Annotated in this window: 18 protein-coding genes; all 18 read left to right on the forward strand. The window is 62.7% G+C overall.

Going from position 1 to position 20,871, the window contains the following annotated elements; translation table 11 throughout:
* Positions 1 to 107: 107 nt before the first annotated feature.
* The 18 genes from mnxG to ACVVH8_RS10730 all read left to right on the forward strand — a co-directional run bounded on the left by mnxG (position 108) and on the right by ACVVH8_RS10730 (position 20,853).
* On the forward strand, positions 108 to 5,942 hold the full coding sequence (mnxG, locus tag ACVVH8_RS10645; RefSeq protein ID WP_475229941.1) for a manganese-oxidizing multicopper oxidase MnxG: 5,835 nt from the start codon (positions 108 to 110) through the stop codon (positions 5,940 to 5,942).
* A gap of 422 nt (positions 5,943 to 6,364) precedes the next feature.
* Positions 6,365 to 8,287 carry a YncE family protein gene (locus ACVVH8_RS10650; protein WP_475229944.1) on the forward strand — a complete coding sequence of 641 codons (1,923 nt, stop codon included), beginning with the start codon at positions 6,365 to 6,367 and terminating at the stop codon, positions 8,285 to 8,287.
* Positions 8,288 to 8,301: 14 nt separating this feature from the next.
* Positions 8,302 to 8,952, forward strand: coding sequence for an SCO family protein (locus ACVVH8_RS10655; RefSeq protein ID WP_315445708.1), 651 nt, complete (start codon positions 8,302 to 8,304; stop codon positions 8,950 to 8,952).
* Complete coding sequence (locus ACVVH8_RS10660; protein ID WP_103305787.1) at positions 8,949 to 9,569, forward strand: SCO family protein; 621 nt, start codon at positions 8,949 to 8,951, stop codon at positions 9,567 to 9,569. The genes ACVVH8_RS10655 and ACVVH8_RS10660 overlap by 4 nt, the downstream gene beginning before the upstream one ends.
* A 9-nt stretch (positions 9,570 to 9,578) precedes the next feature.
* Complete coding sequence (locus ACVVH8_RS10665; RefSeq protein ID WP_475229946.1) at positions 9,579 to 11,129, forward strand: ABC transporter substrate-binding protein; 1,551 nt, start codon at positions 9,579 to 9,581, stop codon at positions 11,127 to 11,129.
* Between the two features lie 15 nt (positions 11,130 to 11,144).
* Complete coding sequence (locus ACVVH8_RS10670) at positions 11,145 to 11,906, forward strand: peptidylprolyl isomerase (protein ID WP_315445706.1); 762 nt, start codon at positions 11,145 to 11,147, stop codon at positions 11,904 to 11,906.
* Between the two features lie 219 nt (positions 11,907 to 12,125).
* The gene (locus ACVVH8_RS10675) at positions 12,126 to 12,656 is read left to right on the forward strand and encodes a response regulator (protein WP_475229949.1); all 531 of its coding nucleotides are present in this window, start codon (positions 12,126 to 12,128) and stop codon (positions 12,654 to 12,656) included.
* A gap of 81 nt (positions 12,657 to 12,737) precedes the next feature.
* Entirely contained in the window at positions 12,738 to 14,444 is a 1,707-nt protein-coding gene (locus tag ACVVH8_RS10680; protein ID WP_475229951.1) for a GspE/PulE family protein, read from the forward strand.
* Positions 14,425 to 15,228 carry a hypothetical protein gene (locus ACVVH8_RS10685; protein ID WP_475229954.1) on the forward strand — a complete coding sequence of 268 codons (804 nt, stop codon included), beginning with the start codon at positions 14,425 to 14,427 and terminating at the stop codon, positions 15,226 to 15,228. Before ACVVH8_RS10680 ends, ACVVH8_RS10685 begins: the two co-directional genes overlap by 20 nt.
* Position 15,229: 1 nt before the next feature.
* Complete coding sequence (locus ACVVH8_RS10690) at positions 15,230 to 15,775, forward strand: PilN domain-containing protein (RefSeq protein WP_475229957.1); 546 nt, start codon at positions 15,230 to 15,232, stop codon at positions 15,773 to 15,775.
* Positions 15,762 to 16,310, forward strand: a complete 549-nt coding sequence (locus ACVVH8_RS10695) for a GspMb/PilO family protein (RefSeq protein WP_475229960.1) — start codon at positions 15,762 to 15,764, stop codon at positions 16,308 to 16,310. Before ACVVH8_RS10690 ends, ACVVH8_RS10695 begins: the two co-directional genes overlap by 14 nt.
* On the forward strand, positions 16,310 to 16,822 hold the full coding sequence (locus ACVVH8_RS10700) for a hypothetical protein (protein WP_475229963.1): 513 nt from the start codon (positions 16,310 to 16,312) through the stop codon (positions 16,820 to 16,822). Before ACVVH8_RS10695 ends, ACVVH8_RS10700 begins: the two co-directional genes overlap by 1 nt.
* On the forward strand, positions 16,819 to 18,666 hold the full coding sequence (locus ACVVH8_RS10705) for a secretin N-terminal domain-containing protein (protein WP_475229966.1): 1,848 nt from the start codon (positions 16,819 to 16,821) through the stop codon (positions 18,664 to 18,666). The genes ACVVH8_RS10700 and ACVVH8_RS10705 overlap by 4 nt, the downstream gene beginning before the upstream one ends.
* A gap of 2 nt (positions 18,667 to 18,668) precedes the next feature.
* Positions 18,669 to 19,142, forward strand: a complete 474-nt coding sequence (locus ACVVH8_RS10710) for a type II secretion system protein (protein ID WP_277761557.1) — start codon at positions 18,669 to 18,671, stop codon at positions 19,140 to 19,142.
* A 5-nt stretch (positions 19,143 to 19,147) separates the two neighbouring features.
* Positions 19,148 to 19,522: a type II secretion system protein gene (locus tag ACVVH8_RS10715; protein ID WP_064588154.1), complete on the forward strand. Its 375-nt coding sequence runs from the start codon at positions 19,148 to 19,150 to the stop codon at positions 19,520 to 19,522.
* A complete protein-coding gene (locus tag ACVVH8_RS10720) occupies positions 19,497 to 20,036 on the forward strand; it encodes a type II secretion system protein (protein ID WP_064588153.1) in 540 nt (179 codons plus the stop codon). Before ACVVH8_RS10715 ends, ACVVH8_RS10720 begins: the two co-directional genes overlap by 26 nt.
* Positions 20,033 to 20,425 carry a curli production assembly/transport protein CsgE gene (csgE, locus tag ACVVH8_RS10725; RefSeq protein ID WP_475229969.1) on the forward strand — a complete coding sequence of 131 codons (393 nt, stop codon included), beginning with the start codon at positions 20,033 to 20,035 and terminating at the stop codon, positions 20,423 to 20,425. Before ACVVH8_RS10720 ends, csgE begins: the two co-directional genes overlap by 4 nt.
* Positions 20,422 to 20,853, forward strand: coding sequence for a curli assembly protein CsgF (locus tag ACVVH8_RS10730; protein WP_016987875.1), 432 nt, complete (start codon positions 20,422 to 20,424; stop codon positions 20,851 to 20,853). Before csgE ends, ACVVH8_RS10730 begins: the two co-directional genes overlap by 4 nt.
* Positions 20,854 to 20,871: the final 18 nt, after the last annotated feature.

Raw genomic sequence — 20,871 nt, forward strand, 5'->3', positions numbered from 1 at the left:
TTGCGGTAACTAGCTGAACGGTAATGCATTTTTTTGTGGCACAGGGATTGCTCCGAGGCATTTGTCGAGAAGTGTTCCCAAGAGCACCCACTACGAGGTTACTGATCATGGTTGGCATTCATCACGCTCCGTCTCTGCTCAACTGGCTGCTGATTCTGGCCTCGATGCTCAGCGTCGAGCTGGCCGGCGCGGCCGTACGTTGCGAGCGCAACCTGGTGGCCAACGTCGTCGCCTTCGATCAACCGCTGATGTTCAACCGCCTCGGTGCGCAGAACATCAACGGCATGATGTTCGCCCTGCGCCGCGATGTGGTCGATGAACATGAGCAGTCGCTGGCTTACGGTGGCGCTGCGGTGCCGGGCAAAGTTTCGCTGCGCCCGGACAAGCGTCCACGGCCATTGGTGCTACGCGTGGCCGCCGGGGATTGCCTGACGATCAATCTGCAGAACCTGCTCGACTATCAGGCCAACCCGAACAAGCACTTTGAAAACGAGGGCGAAGAGGAGGGCGCCGAGAACGCCGATGGCGCCGACGACTTTAAAGTCGATGAGCAGGTGGCTGACCGTCACGTCGGATTCCAGGTCAACGGCCTGCAAGCGGTGAACAGCATCGATGACATTTCCTCGTTCACCGGGCGTAACGCCAACAGCCTGGTGCCACCGGGCGCGAGCCGTTCCTACACCTTGTTCGCCGAACGCGAAGGCGCGTTTGCCGTCAGCAGCCGTGGCGCGACTTTTGGTGGCGAGGGCGCGGCCGGCAACGTTGCCAACGGCCTGTTCGGCCAGGTCGTCGTCCTGCCCAAGGGCGGTCGCAGCTATCGCAACACCCTCACCGAAGAAGAAATGCGCCTCGCCACTACGGGCCGCACGCCGGCCGGCCAACCGATCGTCGACTACCAGGCGCGCTACCCGCAACGCGAACCGTGGTTGCACGAAGGCAAGGCCGGCACGCCGATCATCAACATGGTTGACGGCAATGAAATCATTTCCAGTGAAAGCGATGCGATTGTCATGGGCAGCAACGCCGACGGCAGTTTCCCGTCAAGTACCTATCCGCTGGAATCGATGGGCAAACGCAATCCGGCGATCCCCAACCGGTTGGAACCGTTCCGCGATTTCGCTTCGCAGTTCCAGGATGAAACCGCTGCCACCCAAGCGTTCCCCGCGTACTGGGCCGATCCGGTGATGGCCCATGTGCTGGAGCCGACCCGCGACTCGTTCATGATCAACTACGGCTCCGGCGGCATGGGCGCCGAAGTGGTCGCCAACCGCTTGGGCGTGGGGCCGATGCACGATTGCCTGTCGTGCGCCTATGAAGAATTCTTCCTCAGTTCCCACACCGTCGGCGATGTGGCGATGCTGGTGGATGTGCCGGCCAACACCGGGCTTGAGAACATCGCCCCCGGCCAGACCCCGCGCGCTGATCAGATCGGTGTCAAAGCCACCATGGCCCTGTATCCGTCGGAGCCGTCGAACGTCAACCACAGCTACATCGGTGACTTCGTCAAATTCCGCAATACTCACAATGGCCACGAACAGCACATCTTTCACCTGCACGGCCATCAGTGGCTGTTCAACCCCAACGACGACAACTCCGATTACGTCGACGCCCAAGGCATCGGTCCGGGCGCCGGTTATACCTATGAAATCGCCAACGGTGGTTCGGGCAACCGCAACCGCGTGGCCGGTGATGCGATCTATCACTGCCATTTCTATCCGCACTTCGCCCAAGGCATGTGGGCCATGTGGCGGGTCCACGATGTCTTCGAAGAAGGCACTCGCCTCGACGTTTCCCAGCAGGGCGCCGACGGCTATCACCGCGAACCGTTTGCCTTGCGCAGCGGCAAACCGGCGGCCGGGGCGCGGGCCTTGCCCGATGGTGAAATCGTCGCCGGTACACCGATTCCGGCCATTGTTCCGCTGCCGGGCAAAGCCATGGCGCCGATGCCCGGCAAAGTCGTGGTGGTGCCGAAAATCGGTGAAACCCTGGTCGCCGGTCCTGATGACGACGATGACGAAGAAGAGGGCGATGATGACGGTGAACACCATGGCGGCAACGCTGCCGGTCAAGCCATCGGCTCGCTGGCGCTGGTCGATCGCAGTGAAGCCAACCGAAATGCCGACGGCAGCCTGAAAAACCCCGGCTATCCGTTCTGGATTGGCGGCATGGAAAGCTCCGTGGGCCAGCGTCCGCCAACGCCGCCACTGGACATGCTCGACGCCGCCACCGCGCAATCGCTCAAGGCCAGCGGCAAAGCGCTGTGGGCCAACCTCGACCCGGCACAGTCCGGCGGTTGGGATGGCGGCTTGCAGCGGCACGCACTCGACGGCGTCGCGGCCGGTGGCGAGGCACACACCGTGACCACTTCGCTGGACTTCTCCAAGGAAGTCACCCGCGCCAAACCGATTTACCTGCCGGAAGAAGGCACCGAAGTCGAACAGGCCGCGATGGCCTTCCACGCGAAAAAGGATCACCCAAGCTATGCCTTGCTGCCCGGCAATCAAGTGGTGGCCAAGGCGTTCCGCACCAACGGTGCCTTGCCGATGGCCGGCGCGCCGTACTACGAGCCGTGCATGGATGATCGGCAAAAACGCCTGACCAGCAACGCCGGCAGCGGCGAGTTCGCCAGCGGTGAGCGCATCGACGGCATGTCCTTTGTCGGCGCCTCGACCTTCACCGCCGACCGCCCACGCATCTACAAAGCCGCCAACATCCAGTTTGATGCGGTGTACAACAAAGTCGGTTATCACTTCCCGCAGGCGCGCATTCTCGCGCTGTGGGAAGACGCCTGGCCGGTGATCACCAAACAGCGTCCGCCAGAGCCGCTGGTGATGCGCATGAATACCTTCGATTGCGTGCAATACCAGCAAACCAACCTGGTGCCGGCCACTTATGAGATGGACGACTATCAGGTGCGCACGCCGACCGATGTGATCGGCCAGCACATCCACTTGCCGAAGTGGGATCTGACCTCGGCGGACGGCTCTTCCAACGGCTGGAACTACGAGGACGGCGTGCTCTCGCCCGGCGCCGTGCAGGAACGTATTCACGCGATCCGTGAGTTCAACCAGTGCGCCGGTACTGATCCGCGTGACGGCACCCAGGCCTGCCCGAAAGCCAAAAACCATCCGTTCTTCGGCCAGTATGGCCGCGCCGATTGGCTCGGTGCGCGCACGGCGATGCAACGTTGGTTCGTCGATCCGGTGGTCAACGCCAAAGGCGTCGATCGCGGCCTCGGCACGATCTTCACCCACGACCACTTAGGCCCATCGACGCACCAGCAGATTGGTCTGTACGCCACCGTGTTGGCCGAACCGGCCGGTTCCACCTGGTTCCACGCCGAAACCGGCGAACCTCTTTATAGCGGTGCGCGCCAGGACGGCGGCCCGACCTCGTGGCAAGCGGTGATCAACACCGGTGACCTCGACGGCGACGGTAAGAACGACAGCTTCCGCGAGTTCTTCCTCGAGTACAGCGACTTCCAGCACGCCTATGAAGCCGGCGTCTATGTGGGGGCCGGTCCCAACGGCGTACCGAATGCGCAGGCGTTCCCGGCCACCGCCGACAGCTTCCGCTACGCGATCAATCCGCCAGTGCGCAACAACGCCAGCAATCTGCTTGAAGGGGTGCTGGAAGTGCAGGGCGGTCAGGTTCCGGGCTGCCCGAGCCGGCCATGTCCGCAGGCGATTTCGGTGGATGATCCGGGGATGTTCGTCGTCAACTATCGCAACGAACCGCTGGCCCTGCGCGTGTACGACCCGAACAAGGTTGGCCCGGATGGCAAGCGCGGCATGCAGGCCGACGGCCTCGGCGGCGATCTATCGTTCGCCATGCAAAGCCGTACCGACCGGGCAATTCCGGCGATGAACCTGGCGCCGAATCTGCTCACCTCGGCGACCGGCCCAACCGGCGGCACCACGCTGTTCCCGCCGCACATCAACAAGGGCGGCGCCGAACCCGGTGATCCGTTCACGCCGATGCTGCGCACCTATACCGGCGACAACGTGCGGCTGCGGGTGCATGCCGGCGGCCATGAGGAAGAGCACAACGTCACCCTGCACGGCGTGAAATGGCTGCAGAGCGGTTCCGGTTTCGGCAACAGCTCCAACTCTGGCTGGCGCGCGTCGCAGATGATCGGCATCTCCGAGCAGATGGGCTTCATTGCGCCGGTGTCGATGCTCTCCAGCGCCGCCGCGACCACGGGCGACTATCTGTACTCGATGGACGCTTCGATCGAAGGCTACTGGAGCGGTATCTGGGGTGTGATGCGCAACTACACCGCCAAGCGCAGTGATCTGTTCGCCATCCCCAACAACCCAAGCCCGGCGGGCATGCGCAACACCGTGGCGTTCGAGGGCAGTTGCCCACGGATCAGTGCCAATCCCAATGGCATCGGTACCCGGCCAACGGTGCAGCGCAACTATGAAGTGGTCGCGGCGCTGGCCAACGACATCCTCGGCAATGCGCTGGGCCTGACCATCGGCGATCCCGAAGGGCTCGGTCAGCATGTCGGCGGGCCGCTCAATCCGGCGGGCGGCACCCTGGTGCTGAACTCGCGCACGGTGAGCATTCCACAAGTTACCGTGACCGATCCGGAGGATGGCGAAACCATCACCATCGGCGGGCAGAGTGGGCCGTTGCATGATCCGACTGCGATCCTGTACGTGCGTAAATCCGATCTGGATCCGCTCAGTGGCAAGCTCAAACCCGGCATCCCGGTAGAACCACTGGTGCTGCGTGCAGCTGCGGGGGACTGCATCAACATCACCCTGGAAAACCGTCTGCCAAGCGTGATGCCTGACCTGACCCAAACCGCGGTGATGCAAGGCATGGTCAAGCGTGATCGCAACAGCGGTCTGGGCTCGACCACCTTCAGCAACAACCTGATGCGGCCGTCCAGCCACGTAGGCCTGCACGCGCAATTGCTGGCGTATGACATCACCAAATCCGACGGTGCCAACGTCGGCGCCAACCCGATCCAGACCGTGCCACCGCGTGTCGGCAACAGCGGCGCGTACCCGACGCGTACCTATCAGTACTACGCCGGGCATCTGGAGCGCGAAGGCAAACCGGTAACGCAACTGGGCCGCAGCGTCGACAACATCAACGCCACGGCGGTGGAGTTTGGCGGCTTGAACATCACCCCGGCGGACGTGATCAAGCAACCGCAAAAAGGTCTTGGCGGGGCGATGAGCATCCTGCCGATCGGCGCGACCTGGGTTGACGATGCGCGCAAGGTCAACGCCACGGTTACGGCACCTGGGCAAACCAGCTACCGCGACTTCGCGATGGTCTGGCACAAGGCGTTGAACACCCGTTGGGCCAATGGCCGGCCGGTGGAGGGGATTGCCGCTGAGGGCTTCGGCGTGCCGACCGATCCGCAGGACAACTCGAGCATGGCGATCAACTACAAGACCGAGCCGCTGTGGTATCGCTTCGGCCTCGCTCCGGACGCACCGTTCGGTCATGCCGACGGCGCGGGTTACGGCGACATGAGCAATGCGCACATGGCCTACAGCAATGCGTTGGTGGGCGGTGATCCGCAGACGCCGGTGCTCTATGCCAAGCCGGGCCAACCGTTGCGCACGCACATCCTGATGCCGAGCGGCGGCAGTCGCGGCACCACGTTCCAGCTCGACGGGCATGTCTGGTCGGTGAACCCGTTCCAGGCCGAGAAGAGCGACACCGGGGGTTATCCGATGGGCTCGCCGGGCGTGGGCTCGGTGCGCTTCGGCTACAACCCGATGTCGATGTACATCGGCGCCCACGAAAGCATCCTGCCGGCCGCGCACTTCAGCTTCATGATCCCCAGCGCCGGCGGCAGCAATGCGATCCCGGGGGATTACCTGTTCCGCGACTACGCCGCCTACGGCAACACCTCCGGTTTGTGGGGATTGCTGCGCGTGACCAACGAACCGGAACCGGCGCCGCAGGGGCAGTAGAAATAGGTGCAACGACAATATCCCTGTGGATGCAAATCCTTGTGGGAGCTGGCTTGCCAGGGAGTTTGACGGGCTGGATAAAAAACCTGTGGGAGCTGGCTTGCCAGCGATGACGGCGGCGCAGGCGCAATTGATGTGACAGGAAGGACGCCATCGCTGGCAAGCCAGCTCCCACAAAGGGCCAGGTGTGGCAATGAGATTGCGGCATGAATGCAAAACCTGTGGGAGCTGGCTCTCCAGCGATGACGGCGGCACAGGCGCCATTGATGTGACGGAAAGGACGCCATCGCCGGCAAGCCAGCTCCCACCGGGGGGCATGGTAGGCAATGAAGAGGGTGGGATGCATGCAAATCCTATGTAGGAGTGAGGGTAGGCAGTGAGGGCGGCAGTGGTTGGAAGTGAATGTTACAGGGGAGGGTGCTATGAACAGGATCACCAACATCATCGGTATTTGCACGCTGGCCCTGGCCGGGGCGTTGCTGACGCTGAGTGAGATTGCGCTGGCGCAAACCGGGGCCGGTCAGACGCTGAACCGTGACGGCGTGGCGGTGGATTTCAATCTCAAGCCACTGGCCGCCGACGGCAAACTGCGTGAAGGCGAATTCGCCGATGTGCAGTTCCGTGTCACTGACAGCGCTTCCGGCCAGCCGTTGTCCGGTGTGGCGCCGGGTGCCTGGGTCGATCCACAAACCCTCGCCGCCGATCAAGCCCAGGGCCGTGAAAAGAGCTGCAAAGCCCGGGTCGGGGTGTTTCTCAAATCCAACATCGGCGCGCGACCGTTGCTCGACCTCAACAGCTATTTCCTGCTGGTGATGAACCGCGACGCCAGCATCGCCGTGGTCGATCCGTCGGTGTCGGTCGGCGGTATCACCAGCACCCTGGCGCGCATTGAACTCAAGCAACCGCCGATGGACTGGGTCACGCCCAAAGACAACAAACGCGTATTCGTCTCGATGCCGACGGCCGGTGAAGTCGCCGTGATCGACAGCGAGCAATTCAAAGTCATCGACTCGATTGCCGCTGGCAGCCAACCGGTGCGCGTGGCGCTGCAACCGGACGAACGCCTGCTGTGGGTCGGCAACAACGCCAGCAAAGCCGAAGACTCCGGCGTCACGGTGATCGACAGCCAAAGCTTCAAGCCCCTCAAACATTTAATGACCGGGCGCGGCCACCACGAAATCAGCTTCAGCAAGGACAGCCGCTTTGCCTTCGTCAGCAACCGCGACGACGGCACCGTCAGCGTGATCGACATCGCCAGCCTGAATATCGTCCAGCAGATCAAAACCGGCGCTCATCCGCTGTCAGTCGCCTATTCACCACTGTCCGGCGCGGTTTATGTGGCCGACGGTAAGGACGGCACCGTGACAGTGATCGATGCCAGCACTCACGCCATCCGCCGAGTGATCCAGTTGCAACAAGGCCTCGGCCCGATGGGCTTCAGCGCCGACGGCCGCTTCGGCGTAGTGCTCAACACCGTGGAAAACCGCGCCAGCATCATTGATGCCGCGACCAACAGCGCCATCCATGATCTGGACGTTTCCGCCGAGCCCTACCAAGTGGTGTTCACCCAGGCCTACGCCTACATCCGCGGACTCGCTTCACCGAAAGTCACCATGATCAACCTGTCCTCCCTCGGCGAAGGTCGTCAGCCGATCAGCCAGGGCTTTGAAGCCGGCCCGCAAGCGCCGCGTCTGGCCGGGGATTTGCCGCTGGCCTCAAGCCTGGCGGTGTCGCGTGACGACAACGCGGTGTTCGTGGTCAACCCGGTCGACAACACCACCTACTTCTACGCCGAAGGCATGAACGCGCCGATGTCCGGTTACCCCAACCGTGGCCAGATCGCCCGCGCCGCCATGGTCATCGACCGCAGCTTGCGCGAGGTTTCGCCGGGGCTGTACAGCGCGCGGGTGAAACTGCCGGCAGCGGGGCGCTTCGATGTGGCGTTCCTGCTCAACCAGCCGAACATCATTCATTGCTTTACCGCGCAGATTGATCCTGACGGCAAACCGCTAAAACACCTCGGTCAGCCGAAAGTCGAGTTCCTCCTCGACAAGACTGCCGTCGCGCTCAACGACCCCTACGTCGTGCGCTTTCGCATCGTGCAGGGCAAAGACAAAACCCAGCGCAGCGGCGTCAAAGACGTGCAACTGCGCTACTACCTCGCGCCCACCTCGCATCCGCGTGAAGTGGCGGCGCTGGAAGTCGCCGACGGCGTGTACGAAGCGCCAATCACCCTCGACCGCAGCGGCGCCTGGTACCTGCATGTGCGTGCGGCATCGCTGGGCGCTGGTTTCGATGACAAGACCTTTGCCAGTGTTCGGGTAGCCCCCGGCCTGGCCCGTTGAAGAGGAGTTTCGACATGAACCGATTTGCATCCAGTGGCCTGCTGACCCTGTGCCTGTTGAGCCTCGGCCTCCAGCAAGTCCAGGCCCATTCGGCAGACGAACACGCCGGGCACAAGGCCCCGGCCAGCAATAGCCAGGAACATGCTCAGGTGAAATTCGCCAACGTGCCGCTGCTCGACCAGAACGGTAAAACCGTGCGCCTGGAACAAGACCTGGTGCAGGGCAAAATCGTCGTCATGAGCTTCATCTACACCAGTTGCACCACGGTGTGCCCGGTGGTCTCGTCGATCATGGGCAAGGTGCAAAAACAGCTCGGCGCACGGGTCGGCAACGAAGTGCAACTGGTGTCGATCAGCGTCGATCCGCAGCGTGACGATCCGAAACGCCTGCAGGATTACGCCCGCACCTTCCAGCGCGGCCCGGGCTGGAGCTGGCTGACCGGCTCGCCGCAGTCGATCAATGAAACCCTCAAGGGCCTCGGCAGTTTCAGTGGTGACCTCAAGAACCATCAGCCGCTGATCCTCGTCGGCGACGGCGATAGCCGGCACTGGATGCGCTATTACGGCTTCACCGACCCGGCACTGCTGGCCAAGGAAGTCGAGAAACTCAGCGGCCTGCGCACCCACGCCAAACACACCGCCATCGCCATGGAGCAACAACCATGAGACTGCTCGACTGGATCTCCCTGACCGTGTGTTTCTGGATTCTCGGTAACGTCGCGTTCGCTCACGAAGGCCACGTCTCTGAACCGCCAGCCGCTGTGGCTGCCGCGCCGGCCAAAGGCACCCACGACGCGAAAACCTGGTTCACTGACACGCCGTTGCAGGATCAGAACGGCGAAACCCTGCGCTTCTACAGCGACGCGCTGCACAACCGCGTGGTACTGCTCAACGTGATCTTCACCAGCTGCAACGATGCCTGCCCGCTGATCACCCGCAAGCTCAAGGAAGTCCGCGAGCTGCTGGGCGACAAGGCGCAGGACATCACCTTCATTTCCCTTACCAGTGACCCGCTGCGCGACACGCCGGCGGTGCTCAAGGCTTACACCTTGAAGCAGGGTTCCGATGACCCTCATTGGCTTTTTCTTACCGGCGACAAAGCGCAGATGGACCTGGTACTGAGCCGCATCGGCCAGATCGTGCCGACGCCCGAGCAACACTCCACGCAGTTGATCGTCGGCGATGTCGCCAATAAACGCTGGAGCAAAATCCGTCCCGATGCCCCGGCCGCCGCCATTGCCCAGCGCTTGCAGTTGCTGACAATGCCCGTGGCCGGCCGCTGAGTCCGCGCCATGAACCTTGGCCGCGTACTCGCCCTGATCCTGCTCGCTGGCGTCAGCCTTGGCGCGAGCGCTGTGCCGTTGACTGCGCAGGAGGCGGCGGGCAAGCGCCTGTACCGCCAAGGCTTGTCGGCCAGCGGTGAAGCGATCATGGCGCGGGTTGGTGCGGCGGATGTGTTGTTGCCGGCGACGAGCCTGCCGTGCGCCAACTGCCACGGCGCCGATGGCCTCGGTCGACCTGAGGGCGGCGTGCGTCCACCCGAGTTGAACTGGGCGCGGCTGACCAGCACCTATGGCCAGCAGCAGGTCAACGGCCGCAGATATCCGGCCTACAGCGAAAGCTCGCTGGCCACAGCCATTGAGCAGGGCCGCGACCCCGGCCACAATCGCCTCGACCCGAGCATGCCGCGCTTTCTGCTGTCGATGAAGGATCAGCGCAACCTCACCGCTTACCTCAAACGCCTGGCCGATGAGCGCGATCCCGGCCTCGACGCCGAGACCTTGCACCTGGGCACGTTGCTGCCCAGCCAGGGGCCGCTGGCCGAGGAGGGCGCGACGGTGGCGGCGGTTCTCAACGGCAGCGTCGCGCGGATCAATCAGGCCGGCGGCATACATGGCCGGCAACTGCGCCTGACGGTGATCGACCCCGGCCCGGATCGCGCCAGTGCCGAGCACGCCTTGCAGCAATTGATCGAGCAGGAACAAGTGTTCGCCTTGATCGCACCGCTGGCGCCGGCCCTCGACAGCGAACTCGGGCCGCGTCTGGAACAGGCCGGCGTGCCGCTGATCGGGCCGATGTCGATCCTCGGCACCCTGCAGGCCAGTCCGCAGATATTCGAGCCATTGCCAGGCTTGCGTGAGCAGTTGATCGCACTGGCCGATTACGCCACGGCCAGCCTGCGTGTGCTGCAAGGGCCAACGCTGATTGCCTATCCGGAAGATCCGGCACAGGTACAAACGGCGCAAATCCTGGATCAGTACTTGCGAAGCCACGGCTGGCAGAACGTCCATCTGCAAGCCTGGGATTCCTCGGCGGATGCGTTGCCACTGGGCTCGCGCTCGGTTTTTTATCTGGGCAGTGGCGGCGGTTTCAGTCGTCTGGCGACGCGCTTGCAAGGCGCCGGGCAGGTGCCGTACCTGTTTGCCGCGTCGAGTCAGGTGGCCGGCGATCTGTTGCAAGTGCCGAGCGGGTTCACCCGGCGGGTGTTTCTCGCCTATCCATTCGTGCCCAGCGACTGGACTCAGGCCGGGCGCATGGCCCTGACCTTGTTGCGCGAAGGTCAAGGCCTCGGTGCCCAGCACGCGGTGCTGCAAGTCGGCGCCTATGCCTCGATGCTGCTGCTCAGCGAAGGCATGAAGCAGGCCGGTCGCGACGCCAGTCGGGAAAAACTGGTGGCGGCGCTGGAAGGCCTGCACGACTTCGACACCGGCCTGACTCCGCGTCTGAGTTTCGGCCCCGGGCGGCGCCTGGGTTTGAGCGGCGCGCATGTGGTCACACTGGATCTGCCGGATCAGCGCTTCTATCTGGTCGCGCCCTATAAACCGATTATTGTCAGCCCCTGAACGGAGGCCCCGACCATGAAGCTCACAACGCTGTTGTTGCTGCTGACCTGCTGGCTCCCGGTGGCGTGGGCCAATAACGAGCCCGCCGTGGCGCGGGTCAATGGCGAGGAAATCTCTGGATTTCGCTTCGAACGGTTTTTCGCTGAATACCTGGAAGATCAGGGCCGCGCCGTGGCGAGTATTCGTAATCCCAAGGCCTACAAACAGCTGCGTCAGGCGGCGCTGCAAACGCTGATCGACAAAGAGCTGCTGTGGCAGGAAGCGCAAAAGCGCGGCGTGCAGATTGGCGATCAAGTGGTGCGCCAACAAATCGAGCAAACCCGCAGCGCCATCGGTGGCCCGGACAAATTCCTCCGGCGTTTGCAGGACGCCGGTTTTGACGAAGCCTCCTTCACCGAATACACCCGCCGCGAACTGGCCGCCCAGCAGATGTTCGCCGAGTTGATCCGGGCCAACACCTTGCAACCCCGGCACCTGTTGATCCGCGTGCCCGCACAAGCGGATGCGGCCACAGTGACGGCAGCGCGTCTACGCTTGATGCAGATGCGCGCCTCGATTGTCAGCGGCGCGACGTTTGCCAGCCACCCGGTACGTTCACCGTTCGGCTGGCATGTGATTTATTTGCCGAACCACCTGGAGGAAACCGATGTCCCAGATTTGCAGGGGCTGGACACAGTCAGGGCAGAGCTCGCCCGACAGCAACAGACCCAGGCTCGTCGCCAGGTGCTCGCGCAATTACGGGCGCAGAACAGGATCGAACGAATTGACGACGATTGAAGGTTCCCCCCCAATAGTGGGGAATGGCTTCTTTGCCCATTCAGGTGCTTCCCCGTTTCTGGGGAACGGGGTACCGGGACGAGCGGGCATTGTCATGAAATTCAAGGACATGAAGACTTAAATTTACCGGCGCTCAGCCTGGCATGAAGTGTGCGTTACCCCTGGTAAGGCGCACTCTCAAGGCAGGGTCATCGGACCTGCGGTTTCAAGGAGTCGACCTTGGTTAACAAAGTACTGGTTGTCGAAGACGAACAGCTGCTTGCACAGAACCTTCAGGATTATCTGAAGGCGCAGGGGCTGGACGTCCGGATTGCACATGACGGAGCGACGGCGATCGGCATTGCCGAAACCTTTGCCCCCGACGTGCTGGTGTTCGATTACCGCTTGCCCGATATGGAAGGCTTTGAGGTGCTCGACGCGGTCCGCCAGAACAGGACGTGCCATTTTGTGCTGATAACGGGTCACCCGACCGCTGAAGTCTGTGAGCGGGCGCGGCAACTGGCGGTCAGCCACATCCTGTTCAAACCGTTTCCATTGGCGGAACTGGCGCGGGCGGTCTGCGACCTTCTGGGCATCAAGCGTGAAGCGAAACCCGGTGCCAACCCATCCGAAGGGTTTGTCGAACGACGCCAGAGCAGGACCGAGAGCTTCCCGTTGCAGTTGTACGATGGCAGTTGGGTGTTGGCGGATCGCCGAAAACAGGCGTACGCCATGGCACCGGACGACGATCAAATGCTCACCGGGGAGTAATGGCGCGATCAGACGTTCCGGCACTTGCCGCCAAGGTTTGCCGCGCCGACAGGGCTCTGAGCCCCGGTTGGAGAGCAAGCCATGGAACGTCTGTCCGTTGTCGTCGAACCGCTGTTGGCCGAAAGCGCGCCAGAACGCTTTTCCAGTGAGCAGCTTGCCCAGGCCCGGGCGCGGGCCGCCACCTCTGGCGAACGCGTGCTTGAAGCCCTCGGCGTGCTCTGTGAACTGGCGCCGATGCCGTTCATTCATACCCTCGGCGCCACCCTGCATTACCCGGTGCTCGACACCGACAGCCTGTTTCAAGCGACGCCGGTATTCGACCGCGTCACCCTCGCACAATGCCTCAAACGTGAATTCATCCTGCTGCGCCACAACGACGAAGTCATCGGTGTATTTGCCGACCCCTTCGACCCGGCGCGCCTGGCCTGGATCGATGACTGCCTGCACGGTGCACCGCTGCATCTGGTCCACGCCGATGACCTCAAGGCCTATCTGGCCCGCCACGAAGAAAGCTTCCACGCCGTCGAATCGCTGAACGCCCAGGGCGACACCCACAGCGAAACCGACACCCTGCAAAGCCTGTCGCTGACCAGCATCAGCGAAGACGCCAGCAGCGTGGTGAAACTGGTCAACTCGACCCTCTACGACGCGCTGAAAATGCACGCCAGCGATATCCACCTCGGCACCACCGGCCAAGGTCTGGTGATCAAGTACCGCATTGACGGTGTGCTCAACAACATCAGCAAAGTCCAAGGCAACGAGTTCGCCGAACAAGTGATCTCGCGGGTCAAGGTCATGGCCGAACTGGACATCGGCGAGAAGCGCGTGCCGCAGGACGGACGCTTCAAGATCGGTATCAGTGGCCGCCAGATCGACTTCCGCGTATCGATCATGCCGAGCATCTTTGGCGAAGACGCGGTGCTGCGGGTGCTCGACAAGCAAGACCTCGCCGACAAGGTCTGCGGCGTGCAATTGCAGGCGCTGGGCTTTGAAGACGAAACCCTGCGCCAGTTGCGCCGCCTCGCCGCCGAACCCTACGGCATGGTGCTGGTGACCGGCCCGACCGGCAGCGGCAAGACCACCACGCTGTACGCGATGATCACCGAGATCAACCATGGCGTGGACAAGATCATCACCATCGAAGACCCGGTCGAGTATCAATTGCCGGGGGTCCTGCAAATCCCGGTCAACGAGAAAAAAGGCCTGACCTTCGCCCGTGGTTTGCGCTCGATCCTGCGCCACGATCCCGACAAGATCATGGTCGGCGAAATCCGTGACCCGGACACCGCGCAGATCGCCGTGCAATCGGCACTTACCGGTCACCTGGTATTTACCACCATCCACGCCAACAACGTCTTCGACGTGATCGGCCGCTTCACGCAAATGGAGATCGACCCGTACAGCCTGGTCTCGGCGCTCAACGCGATTCTCGCTCAGCGGCTGATCCGCCTGGTGTGCGCCAGTTGCAGCGCGCCGGTCAATCCAAGCGATGAAGAGCTGCGCGCCTCTGGCCTCGATCCGCAGAAAGTCGATCACTACCACTTCGTCCACGGCAAGGGTTGCGGCCATTGCCGGGGCAGCGGTTATCGCGGGCGCACGGCGATTGCCGAGCTGCTGCATCTCGATGACGAACTGCGCCAGATGATCGTCGAGCGCCAACCGATCACCCAGATCAAAGCCCTGGCCTGCGCCCGTGGTTTGCGCCTGCTACGCGAATCGGCGCTGGAGCTGGTGGAACAAGGTCGCACCACGCTGGAGGAGATCAATCGTGTCACTTTTATCGCGTGAGCGTTTTGTCGCCGTGCTCGGCGCCAGCGGTGTTGGCCTTGGTCAGCGGCGCGGCAGCGACACCCTGTGGCTGGGCAGCGTCGGTTACATCGACGAAGGCTTCCAGAGCTACGCGGTGGCGCTGGATACCCTCGATCGCCTGCTTGGTGAACATGCCGGCGCCGGGGCCGAATTGAGTGTGGTCATCTCCGGGCATTTCAGCCGCTTCTGCCTGGTGCCTTGGAGCGCGCAGATCAGCAGTCCGGAAGAACTGCGCGGCTTTGCTCAGCTGTGTTTTGAAGACCTGTTTGGCGTGCCGACCCAACCGTGGAGTCTGGTGCTGTCTGCTGAGCCGGCCGGTTACGACCGCATCGCCAGCGCCTTGCCGCAAGACTTGCTCGAACGCCTGCGCACGCTGGTCAGCGGTCGCGGTTTGCGCCTGCGTTCGGTGCAGCCGTACCTGATGGCGGCGTTCAACCGCTTCGACAAAAGCCTCGATGCCGGCGACTTCCTGTTCGTCGTCGCCGAGCCGCAACGCAGCGTGTTGTTGCTGGCGAGGGAAGGGCGCTGGGCCGGCGTGCGCTCGGTGGGTGGCAGCGACAGCGATGCCGCGTTGAATGCTCTGATCGGTCGCGAACGGCAGCTGCAAGCCTCGACCAGCGAACGCGCCTTCAACGTTTATCTGCATGCACCGGCGCGCCTCGATGCGCAGCCGGACGTGGCGGGTGTGCAACTGCGCACCCTCGAAGACGACTCGATGACCGTGCGTGACGGCTTGTACGTCATGTCCCGGGCGGTGGCCTGAGATGCGCGTGCTCAATCTCGACTTCCAGCCACGGCCACGTTCCGGCCCGTTGGGCTGGAGCCTGCTCGGCGGCGGCGTGCTGCTGGCGCTGCTGTGCTTCGGTGTGCAACAGCACCTCGACGCGCACACCGAACAACAACAGGGCCACCTGCAAACCACCCAGCGCCAGCTCACCGGAGACAGCGGAGCCAAGAGCGCATTGAGCCCGGCGGAAACCCGCGAGCAGGCGCAGAACCTCGCCGAGATGCGCAAGGTTTCGCAGCAACTACGCCGGCCGTGGGAACGCCTGTTCGCCATGCTCGAAGCCATGCCCCGCGATGACGTCGCGCTGCTGAGCCTGACCCCGGATGCGCGTAAAGGCCAAGTGCGCATCAGCGCCGAAGCGCGGGATCTGCAAGCGATGCTCGACTTCCACAAGCGTCTGGAAGCCAGCGACGAGCTGTCGGACGTCTCGCTGCTCAGCCATGAAATCGTCGTCAAATCGCCCGAACAACCGGTGCAATTCAACCTGTCGGCGAACTGGGAGATTGGCGATGCGAATCCCTAGACTGATCGTCCACGAATACCTGCAAGGCCTCGGCATTCCGGGCCTCGCCGGGCTGGCGCTGCTGCTGGTTGCGGTGGCCTGGGCGCTCGGTGGTTTGCTGCCGGGCTGGCAATCGTTGCAGCACCTCAGCCAGCAGACTCAGGAGGCCACCGAATACCTGGCCAAGGTTGAAGACGGCAGCATCGCGCCGCCAGTGGTGCCGCAAAGGCAACTCGACGACTTCCGCAATAAACTCCCGGCGCAGCCGCAAGCCACCGTCGTCATCGACCGCATCTACGCCCTCGCAGCGCAAGAGCACATCACCCTGGCGCGCGGCGAATACGCCCTCGGCGTCGACCCGAAAACCCACCTGGCGCGCTATCAGATCCTTCTGCCAGTGCGTGGCAGCTACCCGCAACTGCGCCGCTTCCTCCATGCCTTGCTCGGCCAGTTGCCGGCGGTGGTGGTGGAAGACCTGGAGTTGCAACGCAAGAAGATTGGCGACACCGACCTCAATGGCCGGATCCGTATGACCCTTTACCTGTCGAGGTCGTGATGAATACCAAGCGCGTGACAGGGTGGCTGGCGTTCTTCGGCGTGGCGGCGGCGCTGGCGTGGTTGCCGGAGTATTTCTCGCCGAGCGAAGACGCCGATTCCAACGAAGTGGCCGTCACCACGCCCGGCAAAACCCGTGGCGCGCTGCCGGCCAGCACCGCCAAGGCCAAAGACGCGCCGATCAAGGACCTGAGCCCGGCCGGCGACCTGTTCGCCGCGAAATCCTGGAAGGCCGCGCCGACCCTGGCCACGGTTACCGAACAAGCGATCAACCCGGCCACAGTGGTGCAAGCCCCGAGCCTGCCACCGGTGCCGTTTCAGTTCGTCGGCAGGCTGCATGACCGCAGCGACCTGCAAGTGTTTTTGCAGAACGGCGAAAAGATCTACGTCGTGCGCAACGGGGATGTGATCGACGACACCTGGAAGATCACCGGCATTTCCGATCTGGAATTGAGCCTGGTTTACCTGCCTTTGCATTTGTCGCAGACCTTGTCTGTGGGGAGTACGCAATGAACCGTTCCCGTTTGCTGATGAGCCTGGGCCTGTGCGCCGGGCTGGCCGCGTGCAGCTCTGCGCAGGTGGCCAACAAGGAAGCCGCCGACCTGATTGAACAGGGTCAGTACGAGGCGGGACTGGCCCGGATCGAGGAAGGTCTGCGTGAGAATCCTCGCGACACCGAACTGCACCTGCTGCTCAACAGCGGCCGCGCCAAGGCGATCACGGCATTGCTGACGGCCGGTGATACCGACCGCTCGCGTCGCGACTTTGTTTCGGCGCGCACCGCTTACATGCGCGTGCTGACCATCGAGCCGAACAACCGCCGCGCCCAGGATGCCCTGAAACAGCTGGAATACCTGCGCACCATGGACGAGAAACTCGAACTGGCCCGTGGCGACCTGCGTCGCGGCGACATCTACGGCGCGGATCGCCAGGTCAAACAGATCCTCGAACTCGACCCGGCCAACGCAGGCGCGCTGGAACTGCAAGGCAACATTCGCCTGGTGCAGAGCCGCAACGTGATCGCTTATCCGCAACTGCGCACCAAGCTCGATCGTCCGGTGACCCTGGAATTTCGTGACGCCAACCTGAAGACCATTTTTGAAGTGCTGTCGCAAGTCGCCGGGCTGAATTTCATCTTCGACAAAGACCTGCGCCCGGACATGAAAGCGACGATTTTCGTGCGTGACGTGCGCATCGAAGACGCCGTGACCCTGCTGCTGCAACAGAACCAGTTGCACCAGAAAGTGGTGAACGAAAACACCTTGCTGATCTACCCGGATTCGCCGCAGAAAGTGAAGGATTACCAGGAACTGGTGATGCGCACGTTCTATCTGACCAGCATCGACGCCAACACCGCGCTGAACATGGTGAAAACCATGCTCAAGACCCGCGACGTGTTCGTCGATGAGCGCCTCAACACCCTGACCATGCGCGACACCGAAGACGCGATCCGCATGGCGGAAAAGCTCCTGCAATCGCAAGACCAGTCCAACCCGGAAGTGGTGCTCGAAGTCGAGGTGATGGAAGTCGCCACTCAGCGCATTCTCGACCTCGGTCTGCAATGGCCGAGCACCTTCGGTGTGGTCAACTCCGATGGTTCGCCGGTCACCCTGCTGGGCCAACTCAAGGGCATCAACTCTGACCGCATCTCCATTGGCCCATCGCCGCAGGCCAAGATCAACGCGCAGGACAACGACATCAACACCCTCGCCAGTCCAGTGATTCGCGTCAGCAACCGTGAGCAGGCGCGCATTCACATTGGTCAGCGCGTGCCGATCATCAGCGCGACCTCGGTGCCGTCTACACAGGGGCCGGTGATCACCGAAAGCGTGACGTACCTGGATGTCGGTCTGAAGCTCGAAGTGACGCCCACCGTGCACCTGAACAACGAAGTGGCGATCAAGATTGCCCTGGAAGTGAGTAACGCCACGCCGCTGGAACCGACCCGCCAGGGCACGATCCCGGTGCAGGTTGACACCCGCAACGCGCAAACCTCGCTGCGTCTGCACGACGGCGAAACGCAAATCCTCGCCGGGCTGGTGCGCAACGATCACGGCGCCACCGGCAACAAGATTCCCGGCCTCGGTGACATTCCCGGGCTGGGCCGCTTGTTCGGCAGCAACAAAGACACCATCGGCAAATCGGAACTGGTGCTGTCGATCACCCCACGGATCGTGCGCAACCTGCCGTACCAGAGCCCGTCGGACATGGAGTTCTCCACCGGTACCGAAACCAGCATGCACATCCAGGCCCCGGATCGTTCGCAGAGCTACGTGATGCCGTCGCCTGCCGCGCAGCCGCGTGCAGTCGGTGAGTCGGCCGTGGCAACCACCCGCGTCACTGTCGAGAAGCCTTGATCATGAACGCCTCCCAGCGCGGTTTTACCTTGATTGAAGTCGTGGTGACGCTGGCCCTGATCGGCCTGCTGGCGAGCATGGCCGCGCCCCTGACCGAAACCCTGGTGCGGCGTGGCAAGGAGCAGGAATTGCGCAACGCGCTGTACCAGATTCGCGATGCCATCGACGCCTATAAACGCGCCTTTGATGCCGGTTACATCGAGAAATCGCTGAACAGCAGCGGCTACCCGCCGAATCTGAAAGTGCTGGTCGAGGGCGTACGCGATGTGCGCAGCGCGAAGGGCGCCAAGTTCTACTTTTTACGCCGCATCCCGCGCGATCCGCTGGTGTCGGCCAAACGCGATGACGAAGGGGGTTGGGGCGTGCGCGCCTACAACAGTTCGGCTCAGAACCCGCGCGATGGCGAAGACGTGTTCGACGTCTACTCCCACGCCCGCGGCAAGGGCCTCAACGGTATCGCTTACCGCGAGTGGTGAACCTCATGCGCCGGGAAAAAGGTTTTACCTTGCTGGAGCTGATGGTGGTGATGGCGATCATCGCCACGCTGATGACCATCGCGCTGCCGCGCTACTTCAACAGCCTTGAAGCGTCGAAGGAAACCACGCTGCGCCAAAGCCTGTCGGCGATGCGTGAGGCGCTGGATCACTTTTACGGCGACACCGGCCGCTACCCCGATTCCATTGAACAACTGATCGAACAACGTTACTTGCGCAGCGCACCACTGGACCCAATCACCGAACGCAAAGACCAGTGGGTGCTGATCGCGCCACCGGACGGCGTCGCCGGTGGCGTGGCCGACATCAAAAGCGGTGCTACCGGGAGGGCGCGTGATGGCAGCCAGTATGCCGAGTGGTAACCGCGCGCAGCAGGGTGGCTTCACCTACCTGGGCGTGCTGTTCCTGATTGTGGTGATGGGCATGGGCCTGGCCAGTGCCGGCGAGCTGTGGTCGACCGCTTCGCGCCGTGACCGGGAGCGCCAGTTGCTCTGGGTCGGCACTCAGTACGCGCAGGCGTTGCGCAGCTACTACCGCAGTTCGCCGGGGCTGGCGCAGTACCCGAAAGAACTGGTGGACCTGCTCGACGATCAGCGTTTTCCCGAGGCCAAACATCACTTGCGTCAGCTCTATCCGGACCCGATCGGTCAGGGTGAATGGGCGCTGCAACGCGGTTTCGACGGACGCATCACTGGCCTCAACAGCCCGTCGACCGAGCTGCCATTGAAGCAGGCGGACTTCCCGACGCAGTGGTCGGATTTCGAAGGCATGCAGCGTTATTCGGACTGGCAGTTTGTTGCCGAAAAGGCCTTCCTTGAGGGCACCAATGGCCCGGCCAAAGGGCAATCGGTTCTGCCACAGGCATTGCAGCCATGACTCGCCAATGGCTCTGCGCGCTGGTCCTCGCTGTGGCGGCGCTCTGCGCCCACGCCGGTGAAGAAGACGAAATGATGGGCTTCATCGTCGACGACACGATCTCGCACATCGGCCACGACTTTTACTACTCGTTCAGTGAACGCCTGCGTGACACCAGCCCGATGGATTTCAACCTGGTGGTGCGCGAGCGCCCCGACGCGCGCTGGGGCAGCCTGGTGACCGTGGAATATCAGCAACGCCTGGTGTATCGGCGCTTCCTGCCGCCGAACACCGTGGAACTGAAGGACGAGGCCTATGCGGCCGCCGACTGGGTTCGACGCCAGGTTGTCCAGCGCAAGCTGGAGGCTCTGTTGCAGGACACCACCGACCTTGAGAAGGACGAACTATGAACAGCACAACGTTCTCACGGCGCAGCGGATTCTGGATCTCGGGGTTGTTGATCGGGCTCGCCAGCGCCGCGGCTGTCCAGGCCACTGAACTGGTCTACACGCCGGTCAACCCGTCGTTTGGCGGCAACCCGCTCAACGGCACTTGGTTGCTCAACAACGCCCAGGCACAAAACGATCACGACGATCCGGACCTGAAAAGCCGTTCGAGCGTGGCTGGCACCTCGGCGTTGGAGCGCTTCACCAGTCAATTGCAATCGCGGCTGCTAGGGCAGTTGCTGGACAACATCTCCACTGGCAACACGGGGAGCCTGTCCACGGATTCTTTTATCGTCAACGTCATCGACGACTCCGGGGCACTGAGCATTGAAGTGACCGATCGAGCGACCGGTGAGGTTTCGGAAATTCAGGTGAACGGTCTCAACCCATGACGGGCTGACGGTTCCGGG

This window comes from Pseudomonas trutticola BRTCR10, assembly GCF_056155105.1.